17 protein-coding genes are annotated in these 20,049 nt (G+C 32.8%); 11 read left to right on the top strand and 6 right to left on the bottom strand.

Translation table 11 applies throughout. The annotated features are described in order from the left end of the window. Positions 1-6 precede the first annotated feature (6 nt). Positions 7-3,288, bottom strand: a complete 3,282-nt coding sequence (locus ABD011_RS09985) for a VPS10 domain-containing protein (RefSeq protein WP_343797927.1) — start codon at positions 3,286-3,288, stop codon at positions 7-9. Between the two features lie 117 nt (positions 3,289-3,405). Between ABD011_RS09985 and ABD011_RS09980 the strand changes: the two genes are divergently transcribed. Further along, positions 3,406-3,993, top strand: a complete 588-nt coding sequence (locus ABD011_RS09980; RefSeq protein WP_343797925.1) for a pseudouridine synthase — start codon at positions 3,406-3,408, stop codon at positions 3,991-3,993. 2 nt (positions 3,994-3,995) lie between these two features. On the opposite strand, the gene ABD011_RS09975 is transcribed toward ABD011_RS09980, so the two are convergent. After that, positions 3,996-4,685: a hypothetical protein gene (locus ABD011_RS09975; RefSeq protein ID WP_129760051.1), complete on the bottom strand. Its 690-nt coding sequence runs from the start codon at positions 4,683-4,685 to the stop codon at positions 3,996-3,998. A gap of 87 nt (positions 4,686-4,772) precedes the next feature. Next, on the bottom strand, positions 4,773-6,287 hold the full coding sequence (locus ABD011_RS09970) for a DEAD/DEAH box helicase (RefSeq protein ID WP_129760050.1): 1,515 nt from the start codon (positions 6,285-6,287) through the stop codon (positions 4,773-4,775). Positions 6,288-6,878: 591 nt separating this feature from the next. Between ABD011_RS09970 and ABD011_RS09965 the strand changes: the two genes are divergently transcribed. Beyond that, on the top strand, positions 6,879-7,439 hold the full coding sequence (locus ABD011_RS09965) for an ExbD/TolR family protein (protein ID WP_343797922.1): 561 nt from the start codon (positions 6,879-6,881) through the stop codon (positions 7,437-7,439). On the opposite strand, the gene ABD011_RS09960 is transcribed toward ABD011_RS09965, so the two are convergent. Together ABD011_RS09960 and ABD011_RS09955 are read right to left on the bottom strand one after the other, a co-directional pair. After that, a complete protein-coding gene (locus tag ABD011_RS09960; RefSeq protein WP_425545558.1) occupies positions 7,411-7,851 on the bottom strand; it encodes a 3D domain-containing protein in 441 nt (146 codons plus the stop codon). The two genes, ABD011_RS09965 and ABD011_RS09960, sit on opposite strands and share 29 nt — an antisense overlap. 30 nt (positions 7,852-7,881) lie before the next feature. Next, positions 7,882-9,882 carry an alpha-ketoacid dehydrogenase subunit alpha/beta gene (locus ABD011_RS09955; protein ID WP_425545557.1) on the bottom strand — a complete coding sequence of 667 codons (2,001 nt, stop codon included), beginning with the start codon at positions 9,880-9,882 and terminating at the stop codon, positions 7,882-7,884. Between the two features lie 148 nt (positions 9,883-10,030). On the opposite strand from ABD011_RS09955, the gene ABD011_RS09950 reads away from it, so the two are divergent. Genes ABD011_RS09950 through ABD011_RS09930 form a run of 5 tightly spaced genes read left to right on the top strand, consistent with a single transcriptional unit; the run spans position 10,031 to position 13,993 of the window. After that, on the top strand, positions 10,031-10,981 hold the full coding sequence (locus ABD011_RS09950) for an isopenicillin N synthase family dioxygenase (protein ID WP_131506652.1): 951 nt from the start codon (positions 10,031-10,033) through the stop codon (positions 10,979-10,981). Between the two features lie 28 nt (positions 10,982-11,009). Continuing rightward, on the top strand, positions 11,010-11,339 hold the full coding sequence (locus ABD011_RS09945; protein WP_262732851.1) for a translation initiation factor: 330 nt from the start codon (positions 11,010-11,012) through the stop codon (positions 11,337-11,339). 2 nt (positions 11,340-11,341) lie between these two features. Beyond that, the gene (locus ABD011_RS09940) at positions 11,342-12,277 is read left to right on the top strand and encodes a DUF1835 domain-containing protein (protein WP_238155784.1); all 936 of its coding nucleotides are present in this window, start codon (positions 11,342-11,344) and stop codon (positions 12,275-12,277) included. Continuing rightward, complete coding sequence (locus ABD011_RS09935) at positions 12,267-13,136, top strand: nucleoside phosphorylase (protein WP_343797915.1); 870 nt, start codon at positions 12,267-12,269, stop codon at positions 13,134-13,136. The genes ABD011_RS09940 and ABD011_RS09935 overlap by 11 nt, the downstream gene beginning before the upstream one ends. Positions 13,137-13,138: 2 nt before the next feature. Continuing rightward, positions 13,139-13,993: a substrate-binding domain-containing protein gene (locus ABD011_RS09930; protein WP_129760042.1), complete on the top strand. Its 855-nt coding sequence runs from the start codon at positions 13,139-13,141 to the stop codon at positions 13,991-13,993. A 303-nt stretch (positions 13,994-14,296) separates the two neighbouring features. Here the strand turns inward: ABD011_RS09930 and ABD011_RS09925 are convergent, their stop codons facing one another. Beyond that, entirely contained in the window at positions 14,297-14,962 is a 666-nt protein-coding gene (locus tag ABD011_RS09925) for a uracil-DNA glycosylase (RefSeq protein WP_343797913.1), read from the bottom strand. Between the two features lie 174 nt (positions 14,963-15,136). On the opposite strand from ABD011_RS09925, the gene ABD011_RS09920 reads away from it, so the two are divergent. The 4 genes from ABD011_RS09920 (at position 15,137) to ABD011_RS09905 (ending at position 19,951) form a co-directional block, all read left to right on the top strand. Continuing rightward, positions 15,137-15,577, top strand: coding sequence for a hypothetical protein (locus tag ABD011_RS09920; RefSeq protein WP_343797911.1), 441 nt, complete (start codon positions 15,137-15,139; stop codon positions 15,575-15,577). Positions 15,578-15,668: 91 nt separating this feature from the next. Then, positions 15,669-16,715, top strand: coding sequence for a hypothetical protein (locus tag ABD011_RS09915; protein WP_343797909.1), 1,047 nt, complete (start codon positions 15,669-15,671; stop codon positions 16,713-16,715). Positions 16,716-16,904: 189 nt separating this feature from the next. After that, positions 16,905-17,537, top strand: coding sequence for a porin family protein (locus ABD011_RS09910; RefSeq protein ID WP_343797907.1), 633 nt, complete (start codon positions 16,905-16,907; stop codon positions 17,535-17,537). A 248-nt stretch (positions 17,538-17,785) separates the two neighbouring features. Further along, positions 17,786-19,951, top strand: coding sequence for an endonuclease MutS2 (locus ABD011_RS09905; protein ID WP_343797905.1), 2,166 nt, complete (start codon positions 17,786-17,788; stop codon positions 19,949-19,951). Positions 19,952-20,049 lie beyond the last annotated feature (98 nt).

Here is a 20,049-nt window from a genome sequence, read left to right as displayed (position 1 = left end):
TAAGTTTTAGTCTTCGTTTTCGTAACCACGACCAGGAGTATATGGAGCTCCTGATTTTATGAGTTGCTCTTCAAGTTTTTTAATATCAATATTGTAAATCACTTCTAACTGTTTCTTTATAGCATCAATTTGCTTTTTTGCAATTGCATAACTTGTTTTGTGAGTTTCAGTAGGTGTTGATGTTGAATACTTTTGCTCATAACTTATGGTTCCTAATCGGTTTGCAGGACTTAATAACTGGTCAATATCTAACTTAGATTTTACACTGTCTCCATAAAGGTTAGTGCTAATCGCTTCTAAATTCTTTTCTATAGCATTAATTGAAGCGGTTAATTGTGCAAAAGGTAATTCTGAACGTTTAACAGCTTTCTTCATGTATCTTATTTTGTTATTCATTTCACTCATCATACTTTGGCAAGTTCCTAAGTCAGATTCCAATTGAGAAATCTGCTTTTGAAAAGCAACTTTAGACGCTCGGTCTTCTGCAGGTAAAATAGTATTATTTAAAGGCTTAACCTTAAAAGTTACAGGGTTAACTAAGCTAGTCATTTCTCCTTCTTTATACAGTTGCATGTCAACAGTATAATTACCAGGTTGTACTAAAGTACCTTCGTCTTTATTTGCCCAAGGATTGTAAAAATCGGAACTATTAAAATTAATAGGATCTTGTAGTGTGTATCTCAAATCCCAGTGAAAACGTTGCAATCCTTTGCTTGGAGCTACAAACTCTTTCTTTACTACATTACCCATTTCATCTTTAATAGTGAATACAAGCTGTACTTCCATTTCATCACGTTCAGCTTTTAACTCGCTGTATGTAGGATAAGGTGTGTTGCTTTTTGACTCAATAAGTTTCTTTTCCTTCGCTTTTCTTTGGTCTTCTAAAGATTTGTAATCGTCGTTATAATAATAGGTTATCATAACTTCAGGACCTAAGTTTGGAGCACTAAAAAAGTTATCTCCTTGAAATGCTTTTCCTGGTAAACCTAAAGGTAAACTCTTTTCCCACATATAAGCATCGCGTATTGGGTAAATGGTAGCGGTTTCAGTTGGTGTGCTATTTTTTACTTCTCTAAGTGACGAATAATCATCTAACACATAAAATCCACGACCAAAAGTACCAAGTACCAAATCGTTTTCACGCTCTTGAATTGCTATATCTCTAACAGCAATAGTAGGTAGTCCGTTAGCTAGTTTTTTCCAACGTTTACCACCATCTGGAGAGAAATATGCTGAAAACTCCGTACCACAAAAAATCAAATTGCTGTTAACATGATCTTCTTCAATAGCATACACGCTACCACGTTCTGGTAAGTTATTGCTTATGCTAAACCATGTTTTTCCTTTGTCGTTTGATCTAAATATATAAGGTTTAAAATCGCCATATTTATGATGATTGAATGCTGCATATATAACATTTACATCATGTCTTGATAAATACACATTGTTGACATAAGACTGTTTTGGCGCTCCAGAGATATTAGATACTTTTCGCCATGTGCGACCACCATCTTCAGTGATTTGGATTAGACCATCATCAGTTCCAATAGCAATAAGGTTTTCATCAATTGGAGATTCTGACAAAGCAACAATAGTTCCGTAAGGTGATGTTGAACCATTTTTAGCAACTGCATCAATACTCACTACTCTATCATACACTTTTAATGTATTTCTGTCAATTTGTTGCGTTAAATCATCTCCTAAAACTTCCCAGCTATTTCCATAGTCGTTAGACCTGAACACTTTATTAGCTGCAAAATACACTCGACCTTTAGCATGTTTACTAACTGCTAATGGAGCATCCCAATTCCAACGGTATGCGTTTTCGTTTTCACGTTCTTTAGGTTGAATACCAACAATTTCACCACTCTTTTTATCGTATCGTACTAAAAACCCATATTGTGATTGTGCATATACTAAATCTGGATTGTAAGGGTCTATTTGAGATTCAAAACCATCTCCTCCATTAGTGATAAACCAATCAAAATTTGTAATACCATGATCTGTAACTACTCTTGATGGTCCTCCAAGACTAAAGTTATCTTGGGTTCCACCATACACATTATAAAAAGGTTCAGCATTATCAACTGCTACTTTGTAAAACTGTGTTACAGGAAGATTTTCTTTAAAATCCCAGTTGTTAGCAGCATCAAAGGTTTCGTAAACTCCGCCATCACAACCTACAAGCCAGTGCTTGTTATCGTTAGGGTCAATCCAAATACTATGGTTGTCAACGTGCTTAGTCACTTCACCAACCATATTAAAGGTTTTACCTCCATCTCTTGTTGCACTCATCCAAGTATCCATAGAGTACACTGTGTTCTCATCTATTGGGTCAGCTATAATTTCTTGATAATAGTTTCCGCTTGTAACGTGGTTGGATTGCTTTTCCCAGCTTGCACCTCGATTTGTAGATTTAAAGAATCCGCTTTTTCCTTCAGCAGCTTCAACAATAGCATAAATAATTTCAGGGTTTGCAGGAGAAATAGCTAAACCAATACGTCCTAATTCAGTTTTAGGTAATCCGTTTTCAACTTTTATCCATGTCTTTCCACCATCAGTAGTTTTGTGTAATCCAGATCCTGGACCACCACCAACATAGGTATAAACGTGTCTTCTTCTTTGAAGTGTTGCTGCATAAAGCACATCAGGAAATCTTGGGTCCATTACTAAATCGGTAACACCTGTATGTTCGTCAATAGTAAGCACAGCTTCCCAATTTTCACCACCATCGGTAGACTTGTATAAACCTCTGTCTCCTCCTTTACTCCAAAGCGGACCAATTGCAGCCACGTAAATAATGTTAGAATCGTCTGGATGCACAATAATTTTACCAATGTGTTCAGAGTTTTTTAATCCCATGTGTTTCCAGCTTTGACCTCCATCAATAGACTTGTAAACACCATCACCATAAGATACAGATCTTTGGTTGTTATTCTCTCCAGTACCAACCCAAATCACATTAGTATTGTTAGGATCAATAGTAACGCAACCTATAGAATAAGACCCTTGACCATCAAAAATTGGTGTGTAATGGTTACCAGCATTAGTAGTTTTCCATACACCACCAGAAGATGAAGCTACGTAGTATTCAAAAGGATTATTAGGATTTACAGCAATATCTGATATTCTACCAGAAGTTAATGAAGGTCCTATATTCCTCCATTTTAATCCACTTATAGTAATTTCGTCAAGTGGCTGTTTGTCTTCTTTTTTGTTTTTTTGGGCATGCGTAAATTGTAAGCCTAAACTCAAGCCTACAATCATTAAAATGGTTGATTTTTTCATGAAGAAAATAACTTTAAATTTTTGGTTAGTGAATTTATAAAAAATAAAAGCGAATACCTGTTTTAATCTTATAAATTTATTAATAGATTTCAGCAATAAGTTTTTAAAAAATATTACATGTCTTCGGATACAGTTAAACATTTTCATTATAAGTTATTTAAACCGTATGGTTACCTTAGTCAGTTTATGAGTAATGCAAAACATGAACAGAAGAAAAAGTTTTTAGGAGAATTGTATGATTTTCCTGAAGGCACTATGGCTATTGGTAGATTAGATAAAGATTCAGAAGGGTTGTTACTCTTAACTACTGATGGACAAATTAGCTATACAATAACTAGTACATCTGTTGAAAAAGAATATTATGTGCAAGTTGATGGAGATATTACTAACGACGCGCTAGAGCAACTTAAAAAAGGTGTCGACTTGAGTCACAAAAAAGATACTTATACTACCAAACCCTGTAAGGCTTATAAACTAATTGAAGTGCCTGATTTACCTGAAAGAGGTAAAAATATACGTGATGACAGACATGGCAAAACCTCATGGATTTCAATAACTATAACAGAAGGTAAATTTAGACAAGTAAGAAAGATGACTGCTGCAGTAGGTTTTCCTACGCTGCGATTAGTTAGAGTTAGAATTGGAGCTATAACGCTTAAAGGACTTAACTATGGAGAAGTTAAGGAAATGAATGGTTTGGTATAAGTTTACTCTTCGGCTTCTTTAGTAACAATAATTGTAGCTTTAACGCCTGTAAGTAAGTTCCATTGTTTTGATGACACTAAATTACCTTTATCATCATAAACCTGAAATTCTGCAGTATTTGGACCAGATTCTCCTTGGTTTAGCGCTAAGAACACGACTTTGTTAAACCCTTCAACTAGAGGAATATTAAAAGATTTATAATTAGAAGTCAATACTAAACTTGGAATAATAATGTCGTCGTTAACATAAACTCTTACTCTGTCTCCATCAGGAAACTGGTGGTCTCTACAAATGATGTTTACAAATTTTCCGTTAACCCTAAAATCACCTAAAAAGACATCATCCATTGAAGCTGGTTTTATCGCTTGGTCAACTGCTGTTTTGTTCCAGCGTTTTTCAAAAATGGTTCCAGGATTTAAAAGTTTATTGTCGTCAATCATTGAAAACTCGTTTTTCAACTCTTTAACTTCAACTTTACTTTTATACGGAATTCCACTAATGTGCTTTTCGCCTTTGGTAATGGATGCCTTCTCGTTTGGTTTTATCTTTAAATCAGGAGGTAATGAATCTTTTTTCTTGGTTTCTTCAGCAGGAATAGGTATTGATTTCTTCTCGTTATCAACTTGTGCATTAAGCTGAAACGAGAACAACATACATAAAGCTATTACTAATTTAAGATTCACTTTGGGCATATGATAAATGGGTTTATCTCTAAAAATCAAAAACTATACCTATTTTCGAAAATAACGACTTTTAATAAGATAAATTTTAAAAAAGAGTTAAAACTTACCATTAAAACTTAAGCGTAGCTTACGGTTGTACTCTTCCATAAGCCAATCTTTATAGTTTTGCGTGCTGTTCATTATACAATATGAGTATTGTTTTATGCGGTAAGCAATATCGTCTTGAAGTAGCTTGGTTAATGCTCTAGCTTCAAAAACATCCTCACTGCTTTCAATACACATTTGCGAATGTTGCTCAATAGAACGCTCAATAGCGACAATAGATTTTTGACCTTCTTGAATAACTTCTTTATACACTTGTTTAATGTCAAAGTCAGTCATTTTAGCGCCTTTAAAACGAGCTTTTACTACATCTGGCATGACGTAAACAAAATCTCGCTCGATATCTTCGTCGTTTCTAATATTTTCTAAATATAGGTCTGGATATTTAAAAATGTGTTGCCAATCAACAGGTTGATTCCATGGTCCAAACCTAATGGCATTGTTCCCTAAATCTAAAACCATGAATGTTTTTTTATCTCCAAAAATACGAGAACCACGACCAATCATTTGAAAATAAAGTGTCAACGAACGTGTTGCTCTATTTAAAATTACTGTTTCAACTGAAGGTTCATCAAATCCTGTGGTTAAGATACTTACTGAAGTTAAAATTCCGTCAGGTGTGTTTTTAAACCACTTTAAAATCTCTTTACGTTCTTGCTTAGTATTTGTATTATCTAGGTGTCGAACATTGTAACCAGCTCTTTTAAACACATAATACACTTCTTTGGAAGTATTAATTCCGTTATTAAAGATTAATGTCTTTTTGCCTTTTGACATTTCTTCGTACGCATGCAGCAATTTACTCTGCATGATGGAATTAGTATATAGTGCTTCTGATGATTTTACAGTGTAATCACCATTAATACCAATTTTTAAAGTATTTAAAGCAACATCATAATTATACACTTCAGCATCTGCTAAAAATCCGTTTTTAATAAGTGTCGCAATATCATCACCAACAATAAGTTCTTGATAATTGTCCTTCATTGGCAATTTAATATTAGAACTTAAAGGTGTTGCTGTTACTCCAAGAATAAAGCACTTATCAAAAAACTTAAATAACTTTCTAAAGGAATTGTAATGTGCCTCATCAATAACTACTAAACCTATATCTTCAAGCTTTAGCTTGTCATCATTAAGTCTATTGTTTAAAGTTTCTACCATTGCAACAAAACATTTGTACTGGTCTTGGTCTGGTAAATCTTTTACTTTACTGTTAATGATTTTGTTTTTAACATTAAATCCTGAAAGCATTTTAGAGGTTTGCTTACAAAGCTCAATTCGATGTGTAAGTATTACTACTTTTTTGTTGTGATTTTTAATGTAGCGACGCACAATTTCAGAAAATACTACTGTTTTTCCTCCACCAGTTGGCAGTTGATACAATAAATTATAGTTATCTGGCGACTTATCCATCACATCAAAAATGCGATTTAAGTCATTTAACTGATAATCGTATAACCGTTTTTTACTCTCTTGTTCTTTTGCTGCTTGTAGCGTCTCAGACATAAATAAATCTCCCTCTTAAAAAATTCGTACAAAACTAAGGTTTTATAAGGTTATAACGCAGTAATCTTTCAACATTTATTAAAAAGATTTTCACAAAATTGGTTTTCATTAAGTTAATCACCACTACTCTATTCGTTTGATAGTTATTTGTTTAAACGTTAAAATTTGTTAATTTATTACTTTGTTATACATAGTACTGTAACAAAAATTAAAAATGCTCGTCTATTAGGTATAAACATCAATCATTTAAAACAAAATATTATGAGAACTTTAAACACAAATCAATTAACAGGAACATTAGAGAACACAAGAAGTAATTCTTGGAACAGTAAAAGACGTTTTAGAAGCTAATTCAAACAGTCTTAATTTCATCAATCAAAACCATCAATCAATCATGAAAACTTTATCAAAAATTATCGACACAACACACAGTAGCGACGACGACTTGGAGACGTTACGATAAAAGAAATCATCAATCAATTAGCGAGTTAGAAAAACCAGTATGAATCTTGATCATGCTGGTTTTTCTTTTTAACAAAATTTTATGGTATTGTTTTTGAGAGGACTAGTAAAACTTCTAATCCTTTTATTATGAGAACTTCAAGACACAATTCGCCACAAGTAAATGCTGGTTCTATGGCAGACATTGCATTTTTATTATTAATTTTCTTTTTGGTAACCACAACCATATCAATGGATAAAGGTATTAACCGAAAATTGCCCAAACCTTGTCCGCCAAACACTGAATGCAGCGAACCCATTAACGAACGAAACATTTTAAGGATTGTTTTAAACAGTAAAGACGAAATCTTTATTGAAGATGAGTTAGTTACTTTACCAGAACTAAAAGATATTGCTAAATCATTTTTAGATAATAATGGAGATGATAGTTGTACGTATTGCAACGGAAAAGGACTATCGTTTTTATCTGACAACCCTAAAAAAGCTGTAATTTCTTTGCAGAATGATAAGCTTACCTCCTATAACTTTTACATTTCAGTACAAGATGAACTTACTAAAGCTTATTATGAATTAAGAGAAGTATACACAAAAGATGTATTAGGTAAAACTGCAATAACAGTAACTGATGAAGATATTGCAGCAGTAAAAAAAGCGTATCCTTTTATTCTTTCAGAGGCTGTGACGAAATAGAATCTTTTTCTATTTCAACCTGATAGTTTATAGTTACTTTTTTTCGTCCCCATTCTTTGGCAGCTTTTACATCTGTTCCCATGTAAATATCTATCCTGTTGCGCCAACGACGGTTCATTTTGTCTTTTACAAGATACAATCCGTCAAGACCTTCGATGGCAACAGGTGTATTGTGCTCCAACCCTAAAGCTAACAAATCTCTTGAAACAGCAATGTATTTATAACCTGGTTTTAGGCTATCTCCAAATGCGGTAATATGTGGATTGGTATTGGTTTGATACTCAAAAGAATTATAAGCTGTAGCTGTTACTTTGAGTGCTTTCCATTCGTGAGTAGCAACTTCCTTTTCGTTGCAAGACAAACAGAAAATCACACAAAAAACACAGAATAACTTAAAAGTATTTTGTTGCATCATAATGACTAAGATACAACAAAAAGGATGTTAATACTCAAGCAACTCTTTTAAAACCGTTTCGAATCTACCTTTAGCTAAGTACTGATCTTCCAATTGCTTTACAAAAGGTATTGGTGTTTCTAAGCTCGCAACTCGTTTAACAGGAGCATCTAAAGCCTCAAAACACTCTTCCATTATCAGTGCTGAAATATCACTTGCTATTCCACCAAATAGCGAATCTTCTTGTAAGATAATGGCTTTTCCTGTTTTTCTAACCGAATTAAATATAGCTTCAGTATCTAAAGGCTGTAAAGTTCTTAAATCTAATAAATCTGCTTGTATATCAGGATTTTTATCTAGAGTTTCTAAAGCCCAATGTACTCCTGCTCCATAAGTAATTATGGTTACCGCATTTCCTTCTTTTAGCAATGACGCTTTACCAAATGGTAGTGTGTAGTAATCTTTAGGAACATCTTGTCGTATGCTTCTGTACAAAGCTTTGTGCTCAAAATACAATACGGGATTTGGGTCGTTAATTGCTGTAGTTAATAAACCTTTGGCATCATAAGGAAACGCTGGATATACTACTTTTAAACCTGGTGTTTTTGTAAACCAAGCTTCATTGGTTTGCGAGTGGAAAGGACCAGCCGCAACACCAGCACCACAAGGCATTCTTACAACAACATCGGCATTTTGGTTCCAACGGTAATACGATTTAGCTAAATAATTAACTATTGGGTTAAATCCAGAACTAACAAAATCAGCAAACTGCATCTCTACAACTGCTTTCATACCTGCAATAGACAGTCCCATTCCTGCTTCAACAATTGCCGATTCACAAATAGGCGTATTTCTTACTCTGTCGTTTCCAAACTCTTCTACGAAGCCTTCAGTAATTTTAAAAACACCACCATATTCAGCAATGTCCTGACCCATAATTACTAAATCTTTATGGCGTTGCATAGACTGTTTTAAGCCTTCAGAAATAGCATCAATAAATCGTAATTCGTTAGTTTTACTTTTTGGACTAACTTCTTGATAATTAAAAGGTTTAAATAAATCATTTAACTCATTAGTTACGCTTGGAGCAATCTCTTCTTCATCGTAAGCCAATTGTAAGTTTTCGTTTATTTCGTTAAGAATATTATCACGTAAAATAGTATCCTCTTTTTCAGTAAGTATTTTTTGTTCCTTTAAGTAAACTTCAAAATTTCGTACAGGATCTTTTTTAGCCCATTCATTCATTAATTGCTCAGGAACATACTTTGTACCACTTGCTTCTTCATGACCACGCATTCTAAAGGTTTTAAATTCCACTAAAATTGGTCTTGGTCGTTTTCTTATGCTTTCAGCTAGCTTTGAAATTTTACTATAAACATCAACAACATTGTTTCCATCTATAATAAACGATTCCATTCCGTAGCCTTTACCTCTATCTGCTAAATCTTTACAGTTGTATTGCTCGTCTGTTGGAGTTGAAAGTCCGTAACCATTATTTTCAATACAAAAAATAACAGGCAAGTGCCACACAGAAGCTACATTTAAAGCTTCATGAAAATCACCTTCGCTAGTTCCGCCTTCACCAGTAAATACTGCTGTTACTTGGTTTTTGTGTTTCAGTACGCTTGCAAGTGCAATACCATCTGCAACTCCTAGTTGAGGACCTAAATGCGAAATCATCCCTACAATATTATACTCTTGCGTTCCAAAGTGAAACGACCTATCTCTTCCTTTAGTAAAACCATTGGCTTTACCTTGCCATTGGCTAAACAATCTGTTTAAAGGTACTTTTCGGGTTGTAAATACACCTAAATTTCTATGCATTGGTAAAATATACTCTTCTTTGTTAAGAGCCATTGTAACACCAACAGAAATAGCTTCTTGTCCAATTCCTGAAAACCACTTTGAAATTTTACCTTGTCGTAAAAGGATAAGCATTTTTTCTTCTACCATGCGTGGTTTTAGCATGTTAGCGTAAAGTTGTAAAAGTATTTTAGAGTCTAAATTCTTTTTGTCGTAAGTAATATTGCTTTTTGATGAAGTTAGCATTTTGTCATTTTTCATTCGTATTTCAAAAGTAACTAAAAATTGAAAGATTTATATCTAAGCAGGATTTTTTTTAACAACCAATCAAAGAAGTGAAATTTTAGCGATGTTTTCGTTATTTTTGTATTATTACTACTTAAAAATACAAACAATGAATTCAATACCTAGTGTAAATCTCGAAGATTTTATTTCTGGAGATCCTGATAGAAAACAAAAATTTATTAAAGAAATTGGTAAGGCTTATGAAGAAATAGGCTTTGTAGCATTGAAAGGTCATTTTTTAGATGATAAACTAGTTGACAACCTATATAAAGAAGTAAAAAACTTTTTTGACTTACCAGTTGACACTAAACAGAAATATGAAATTCCTGGAATTGGAGGTCAAAGAGGTTACGTATCTTTTGGTAAAGAAAGTGCTAAAGGAAAAAAAGAAGGTGACTTAAAAGAGTTTTGGCATTTTGGACAATATGTTGAAGACAATCCGAAACTTGAAGAAGAATATCCAAGCAATGTGACTGTAGAAGAATTACCTAAATTCAATGAAATAGGTAAAGAAACTTACAGAATGCTTGAAAAAACAGCTAGATATGTTTTAAGAGCGCTTGCACTTCATTTAGATTTAGAAGAAACCTATTTTGACCAATACATTCACAACGGAAATTCTATTTTAAGACCTATCCACTATCCTCCTATTAAAGAAGAGCCAAAAGAAGCTGTTAGAGCTGCTGCTCATGGTGATATTAACCTTATTACGTTATTAATGGGAGCTCAAGGACGAGGACTACAAGTACAAAATCATAAAGGTGAATGGATTGACGCCATTGCAGAACCTGATGAATTAATGATTAATGTTGGAGATATGTTGTCGCGTCACACTAACAACAAATTAAAATCTACTATCCATAGAGTTATCAATCCACCAAAAGAACTTTGGGGAACATCACGTTATTCTATTCCATTTTTTATGCATCCTGTAAGTGAAATGCGATTAGACGTATTGGAGAGTTGTATTGACGAAGACCATCCAAAACTGTATGATGATATCTCAGCTGGAGAATTCCTTCATGAGCGTTTAGTTGAACTAGGTTTAATTAAAAAATAACCAACAACTGCGTACTGAAAATTAATAAATGGACTTACAAGACCAACTTAAAAACCTTTTTCCAGACCATGTCCCAGAAGCGTCTGATGACACCAATGACGACGCTGATGGATTATGGATGCAGGACGATCCTATTATTTGTAAATACGAAAAGCGAAAAGGTAAACCTATTACTATCTTAGAAGGTTATACTGGAGCTACCGAAGATTTTAAAGCACTTGCAAAAGAACTTAAAACCAAATTGAGTGTTGGTGGAAGTTTTAAAGATGATAAAATCATTATTCAAGGCGACTATAGAGATAAAATAATGCAAATACTTAAAGACAAAGGATTTGCTGTAAAACGTGTAGGCGGATAATTATGGAAACATTGCATATTACAAATGGAGATAGCCTAACCGAAAGGTTATTAGAACTCTCAATACAAGGTGATATTTTAACTTGGGATGAAATGCTTTGCGAAGGTCCAACTACTGAGCGTATTGATGCTAAAGAGTATTTAAAAATTAGAAAAGACTTTTTTAACGATGTGTATAATCTAGATTTTCATGATGAAAAATTCTTTGAAGACATCAACAAGCTTAATAATGCTGATACCTACAAAGAAATTGTCCTTTGGTTTGAATACGATTTATTCTGCCATATCAACCTTGTTGCTGTAATAAGCTTAATCAAACAAAAACAAATTAATCTTCCTGTGTATTTAGTGTGTTCTGGTAGAATTGAAGGCGAAAAAAGCCTCAAAGGATTGCCAGAACTTACACAAAGCCAGCTTTTAAACCACTATAAAAATAAAATAAAGCTTTCTGAAGAGGATTTAGATTTGGCTACAACTGTATGGAAAACCTATTGTGGTAAAGACCACAACCTATTAAAGCCTTATATCACCAAAAAATCATCGTTTAAATATTTAAGCAATTGCTTAAAAGCGCATTTAGAACGTTTTCCTGATTCAAAAAGTGGCCTGAGTGTTTTAGAGCATAATATTTTAGCTATTGTTAGAGATAACGATATAAAATCGAGACATCATCTTTTAGGTTATACCCTAAATTATCAAGGCTATTTTGGGTTTGGAGATATTCAAATTAACCGATTAATTGATAAACTTTCCATATTCTTCAACGAAGAAGAGCAACATATTTCTTTAAACAGAAAAGGTCATGAAGCCTTATTAAATACTACTAATTATTCATCTGAAATAAACAATAACATTTACTATGGTGGAGTAAATAGATTGGATTTTCAGTTTAGTAAACAACAAAACAAACTTATTAAAACACCAATAAATGCCTATTAAAGCGTCTGAACTTATCTTAAATCCTGATGGTAGTATTTACCATTTAAATTTACGACCAGAACATATTTCTGATACTATTATTACAGTTGGTGATCCTGATAGAGTTGATAGTGTTACCAAACATTTTGACACTATTGAATTTCAAACTAAAAAACGAGAGTTTCACACTCAAACAGGAACTTATAAAAACAAACGTATTACAGTAATTTCAACAGGAATTGGTACTGATAATATTGATATTGTATTTAACGAGCTAGATGCTTTGGTAAATATCGATTTTGATAAACGCGAAGTAAAACAAGACCTTACTTCGTTAAATATTGTTAGAATAGGAACTTCTGGTTCTATCCAAAAAGAAATTCCTACCGATTCGTTTTTAATAAGCGAATATGCAGCAGGTTTTGACAGTTTATTACATTTTTACGAAAGCGAACATGTGCAATATCCTGAAATTTCTGAAGCATTAATACAACATTTAGATTGGTTTAAACATAAATCAAGACCTTACATTGTGTCTTGTGACCAAGCACTTTACAACAAACTAAGCTCATCACAAACAGCACAAGGGTTTACAGCAACCAATGTTGGATTTTATGGACCACAAGGACGTGTGCTAAGGCTGCCTGTTCAAGACCCAAAATTAAATGATAAATTAGCATCGTTTAATTATCAAGGAAAAGCCATTACTAACCTTGAAATGGAAACCGCAGGAATTTACGGTTTAGCAAAATTATTAGGTCATAAAGCATTATCCATGAATGCTATAATAGCAAACAGAGTATCAGGAACGTTTAGTGAAGACCCAAAAGCAATTGTAGACGATTTAATTCTTTACACGCTTAACAAACTTACAGATTGAATATGAAGAACGTAAAAATTGGAGGTGTACCAGAGCATTTTAACCTTGCTTGGTATTTAACTTTAAAAAATGGTGAATACAAAGACGAAGGGATTAACCTACGTTGGAAAGACTATTATGGTGGAACAGGTTCAATGTGTAAAGCACTTCGTAATGGTGATATTGACATGGCAGTTATTTTAACTGAAGGTATTGTTAAAGATATTGTTGAAGGCAATCCAAGTAAAATAGTTCAAGTGTTTGTGCAATCGCCTTTAATTTGGGGAATCCACGTAGCAAATGATTCTAAATACACATCTATAAACGATTTAAAAGGCACAAAAGCAGCAATTAGCAGATATGGTTCTGGGTCGCACTTAATGGCTTATATTAACGCACAAAACAACGATTGGAATTTAGAAGAAGATCTAAATTTTGAGGTTGTTAAAAATCTTGATGGTGCTGTTGAAGGTTTGGTAGACGGTAAAGCAGATTACTTTATGTGGGAAAAATTTACCACTAAACCCATAGTTGATAAAGGTGTGTTTAGACGTGTAGATAATTGCCCAACACCTTGGCCTTGTTTTGTTATAGCAGTAAGAGATGAATTTATTGAGAATAATCTAGAGGAGTTAAATACCATCTTGGACATTATAAACAACACAACTTCTGATTTTAAGAGCATTCCTAGTATTGATAAAACCATTTCTAACAGATACGACCAAAAACTTGAAGACGTACAAGAATGGTTAAATTTAACTGAATGGTCTCAAGAAAACATAGACAAATCAACAATAACTAATGTTCAAAACAAGCTGTTTGAATTGAATATTATCGATAAAAAACTTCAATATCCAGAAATAGTTTACAAATTGTAGTAGGGAAATCGCTACTAAACTTGTTATATAGTTAAAGGTTAAACTTATATTACTTAAGTGTTATTTTTTGGCATTTTTTGTACGTAACTTTCTATATATTAAAATTTTACTTACATTTGCCCATACCCAAACCAAGTTAAATGCTTGACTAAACCGTTGATTCTATGATTATGAAAATTACTTTATTGCTATTTTTTCTAGTTGCTGTTAACTTCTTATTGCTATTCTTTAGCTGCAACAAAACGACTAAAAAAGCACAATCCAAAAGAAAAGTTGTTAGAGACTTTAGAGAGCCAAAAGTGGTTACCAAACAATTGGAACAAACCCAACTTGCTCCAACAGGGAGTTAGTTTTACTAAAGTGTTTGTTACCAAACCAATACCCTCTATTTGCGCTTAATGGCGAAGGATGTCCTGATGTAAGTATATGATGCTTGGTCTTATCAATTAGCGACGCTTTCTTTTTAGCAAATCCTCCCCAAAGTAAAAAAACCACATTCTCTTTTTCTTTACTTATGCTTTGTATTACAGCATCAGTAAACGTTTCCCAACCTTTTTTTTGATGACTTCCTGCTGTATGTGCTTTAACTGTTAAAGTCGCATTTAAAAGCAGCACACCTTGTTTTGCCCAACGTTCAAGATTACCACTTTTAGGATAAGGCGTATTGACATCAGTTTCAATTTCTTTAAAAATATTAATTAATGATGGTGGATGCGGAATACCATCGTTAACCGAAAAACACAATCCGTTAGCTTGTCCTGGACCATGATAAGGGTCTTGACCTATTATAACTACTTTCACTTCGTTAAAAGTACAATGCTCAAATGCAGAAAATATTTGCTTAGCAGGAGGATAACACGTACTTGTAGCGTAAGCATCTTTTACAAAACTAGCCAACTCTGTAAAATACGGTTGGCTAAATTCTTCTTGTAAATAAGGTTTCCAGCTTGGGTGTATATTAACGTCCATAATGTATTGCGTGTACCACAAAAATAAAGCTATCCTACTACTCTACTAAATTTATTTACAGGAAATATAACTACGTTTAGAAGCCAAACCGAAAGAATTTAAGATATTTTGAAGCAACCTTTTAAGGTTTATAGAGACTATTAAGAAAACACATTAATTAAAAAATAAAATATTATGAATAAACAAACTATCTATTCAGTATTACTTGTTCTTGTCGTAATTGCAACATCTTGTTCAAATGATGATGATACCGAACCTACAATTGGAAACTTAAAAGATGTAACCGATTGTGAAATAACAATAGAAACAAACACATTAGCATCAATATGTGTAGATGGAACTGATTTTGCTCTACCTAATGAAATCATAAAATTTGTAACAACTTTTTACTCAAAAAACGACAACCCTATTGACACCGAATTTATATGGACTATAGAATCTGGTAATATGGAAATTTTGAACATTGAAAATTCAACTAATGGCTTAATTGCCAAATCGATTGCTATAATTAAATTTAATACTGACTTTTCAGGAAATGGTGTAATAAAAGGAATGGCTGAAAATAATACTGGAAGCGGATTTGCCACACATAGTATTGAACTGGAGTCTAATTAAAAATAAAGCTATTCTACTACTCTATTAAAAAAACAACTATTAGTCACTAACAGTTATTTTACAAACGTGTGTAATACCTTGATTACTAACATTGAAAACTTTAACTTCGCTTATCGGTAGATATAGATTATTAAAACAACCCATATCTTATAAAGTTAGCACCAATTTGAAAAAAATCCTGCGAAAATTTATATCGTATTTTATAATAAGTGGTTTAGTTTACTACTTGTTTTTAGTTGTTGAGACCATCAGCTTATATTTTAGCGAATTTGGATTTGACCTAACGAATGGAATACTTTTTAGTTTTAGTCAAATACCAGCAGTAATTAATTTTGGTGTTTTCATTGGCTTAATCTTGGTTACAGCGGAATTAATAAAAGATAAAGTTCCTGTCTCAAAATTTTTCCAATTCGGACTTATCGCATCACTAATCTTTGGCGGACTAATATTCTTACTATCCAATAGTGTGGTGCCAAAGCTACGAATGACATCATTCTTGGATAGATATGAAAACGCAAGAAAAGAACCATTTACGTCACAAGAAAGAATTGAAAAAGCTACCGAATACAAAAAAACAAATGTTGATATGATGAGTATTGGACTTATAAACCAATATTCTGACTCTTTAGAAACTGAAAACAATTCTCAAAAGAAAATTATCTCTGACTTATTTAAAAAAATTCCTGATAGTATAATTCAAAATGATTTTTCTAAAACGGAAATTAACGAATACGGAATCTCAAAAAACGAGTTGACAACAGAATTTAATCGCAGAGATTTATTTCAATTAAAAAACGAAATAAGAAAGAATACGCTATTGACAAAGCAATTAAGAAAATCTAATTGGACAAAAAACACTCGATATTTAAACAGTTTTCTGACTCTATTTCTGGTTTGCTTTGCCATAGTTATTGGAGCGAATTTTAAAAATCAATTAATATTTTCATTGGTCTGTATCGGAATTGTGATTTATTCACAGACCTTAACTTTATTGACGACATCATCGGACTACTTTATAAACGGAGAGAACTTATTGGGACTGATTTTTAAGTTTACGATAATTCTGGTTATATTTTTATATTTAGTCTATCGAATGAAAACGAAAAAAAATACTGGTGTTAACAATGGCTATAAGTAATTGCTTGATTTCACTTACTTTTAAAAACACAACTATTAGTTACTAACAATTTGTGCATTAAATAGTTTTATAAACGCATGTAATACCTTGATTACTAAAATTGAAAACTTTAACTTCGCTTAACGGTAGATATAGATAATTAAAACAATATCTTATAAAGTTACAAACAATTAGAGCAAAAACTATTAAATGAACAAACAAGTTATCTTACTCATTTTTATTTTTTCATTTTCGACAATGTTTAGTCAAGATAGAAATGGAAATTTTGGAGTTAAAGGTGGTGTGAACTATGGAAAATATACACCAAATCAAAATTCATCAGAATTTAGCTATCAACTTGGATTTTATGTTGGCGGATTATACAAAACAGAAATAACGAGTAAATTAAAATTTCAACCAGAACTTTTATTTGCTTTACAAGGAAGCAACATTAAAGCAAAGGATAACCCTTTGACAGATATTAATGGAAATCCACTTCCAAACACAAGTACATTCGACTTTGAATATGAAATTTACGAATTAACCATCTCAATTCCTTTGCCTATAAAACTGTATTTTTCAGAGAATTTTTATATGGAAAGTGGACCTCAATTCGGAATCATCGTTGATAGAAATATTACTTCATCCCAATTTCTATTAGATGGAAATGACAATAGTTTTATTAGAGAAGGTAATGACAATTTTGATTTTGGTGTTTGTTTAGGAACTGGATATGATGTGTCGGAATCCTTATCTCTTAATATTAGGGCATTTACTGGATTAATAAAAAGAGATAATATTAAATCCTTTGTTTTTAACTTTGGACTTGAATATAACTTATAATAACTGTTTGTAACAATGGCTATAAACAATTGCTATTACAGGTTTATCCTGAAAATTCCGCAGGAATTTTCAGCTTGGTGTGTACTTGCAAAGTTAAGTACTAAACCACGCAACTACTCATAGCCGAGACCGTTAAGCGCAACTCCAAAAAATTCCATAGTTCAATTGTATTATGTAAGTTTGTGCTCCTTTTAAAAAATTAGGTTTCACTACATATAAATAAGCTTCTTGCTGTTGCAGGAAATAGTATGGTTAATATTCATAAAAAGACATTACAAGATTTAGAGTTTCATGTTGTGCTGCAACAGGTTTCAGAGTATTGCATTACCAACTTGGGTAAAACCCAATGTCTTGCGATTACTCCTGTTAGCAATCGTAACACATTAATGCAAGAGCTACACATGACCAATGAATATCTGGCGTCTTTTGAAAACGAAAACAGAATTCCTAATCATGGATTTGAACCTATCACTAGAGAATTACAATTCTTAAACATTGAAGGTTCGGTTTTGGAAACTCTTAGCTTTAAAAAAATTGTATCCATTTCAACCGTTTGTAATGAGATTATCACGTTTTTAAAGAAGTTTGAAGAGTATTACCCTACTTTATCTGCTCATGCATCACACATTGAAGTTACTAAGGAGCTAATCAATCAAATTAATGTAATTGTTGATCGATTTGGTGATGTAAAAGATAAAGCATCACAAGAGCTCTATACCATTAGGCAATCTATAAACAATGTAAGAGGAAAAATAAACCAAAGTTTTACTAGTGCGCTTAACAGTTACAGTGCTTTGGATTATCTAGATGATATTAGGGAAACCGTTATTGAAAACAAGCGTGTGCTTGCTGTTAAAGCTATGTACCGACGCAAAGTAAAAGGTAGTATTCTTGGTAACAGCAAAACAGGAAGCATTATTTATATGCAACCTGAAGCGACGTTTCAACACACCAGAGAGCTCAACAACCTTGAGTTTGAAGAACAAGAAGAAGTTGAAAAAATACTAAAAGCACTTACCGAAGCTACACGACCTTACATCCAGCTTTTGGAGCAACACCAAACCTTTTTAACCAAAATAGATGTGGTTGCTGCAAAAGCAAAATATGCACAAAGTACCAATGCGTTGTTGCCAAATATCAATACCAACAAAACCTATATAGCTAAAAACGCGTACCATCCACTACTCTATTTATCTAATAAAAAGGAAGGTTTAAAGACTTTTCCGCAATCTATAGAACTTCAACCTGAAAACAGGATTATTGTTATTTCAGGACCAAATGCTGGTGGAAAAAGTATCACTTTAAAAACCATAGGACTGCTTCAGGTTATGCTGCAAAGTGGTATGCTTATTCCTGTTCATGAAAAAAGTGATGTGTGTTTGTTTGATAGAATTCTTACTGATATTGGTGACAATCAATCTATTGAAAACCATTTGAGTACCTACAGCTATCGCTTAAAACAAATGAATTACTTTTTAAGAAAGTGCAATAAAAACACCTTATTTTTAATTGATGAGTTTGGTACTGGAAGTGATCCTGAACTTGGTGGCGCTTTGGCTGAAACCTTTTTGGAAGAGTTTTACCATAGAGAAGCCTACGGAATTATTACAACGCACTACTCTAACCTAAAAATTTTGGCAAACGAATTACCGTTTATGCAAAATGCCAATATGCTGTTTGATGAAAAAACCTTGGAACCGATGTTTAAACTGGTTTTAGGTCAAGCAGGAAGTAGTTTTACGTTTGAAGTAGCGCAAAAAAATGGAATTCCGTATAGTTTAATCAACAGAGCAAAAAAGAAAATTGAACGTGGTAAAGTTCGTTTTGACCGAACTATTGCTAAGCTTCAAAAAGAGCGTAGTAAACTTGAAAAGACAGAGCGTTCATTAAAAGAGAATGAACAGAAAAAGCAAAATGAAGCTGATAAGCTAGAAGAAATCAATGCTAGAGTTCAAAAGAAACTAGAGAACTATCAAGAGTTATATGATAGTAACCAACGCTTGATTTATTTAGGACAAAAGGTAAACGAACTTGCCGAAGGTTATTTTGAAAACAAGCGCAAACGTCAACTTATGGACGAACTTTTTAAGCTTGTACAGATAGAAAATTCTAAGCGCAAGAAGATTTCAGCAAAGCAAAAACGTGCTGAAAAGAACAAAGAACAGCAAGTTAAAAAGGAAGTTGAAAAGAAAGTAAATGTTATACGACAAAAGAAAAAAGCAGCTAAGAAAAAGGAAGTTGTAGTTGAAAAACCAAAACCTATTTTAAAAGTTGGTGATAGAGTTCGTATGGAAGATGGTCGTGCTATTGGTAGTATTGATACTATTGAAAAAGGGAAAGCAACCGTTAACTATGGTATGTTTACTACCAATGTAAGTCTAGACTTACTGGAGTTGGTTGAAGCTAAGAAATAGTAAAATACTGTCAATTCGAGTATGCCAACACTTAGTGTTGGTATGTATCGAGAATAAGGATTTCGCGTTTAAAGAAGTTCTCGATACAATTTTTTAAA

Origin of the sequence: Gaetbulibacter jejuensis (genome assembly GCF_039524015.1) — a bacterium.
Lineage (GTDB): Bacteria > Bacteroidota > Bacteroidia > Flavobacteriales > Flavobacteriaceae > Gaetbulibacter_B > Gaetbulibacter_B jejuensis.
The sequence above is the reverse complement of the archived record's forward strand: the minus strand, read 5'-3'. Positions and strand labels throughout refer to the sequence as shown.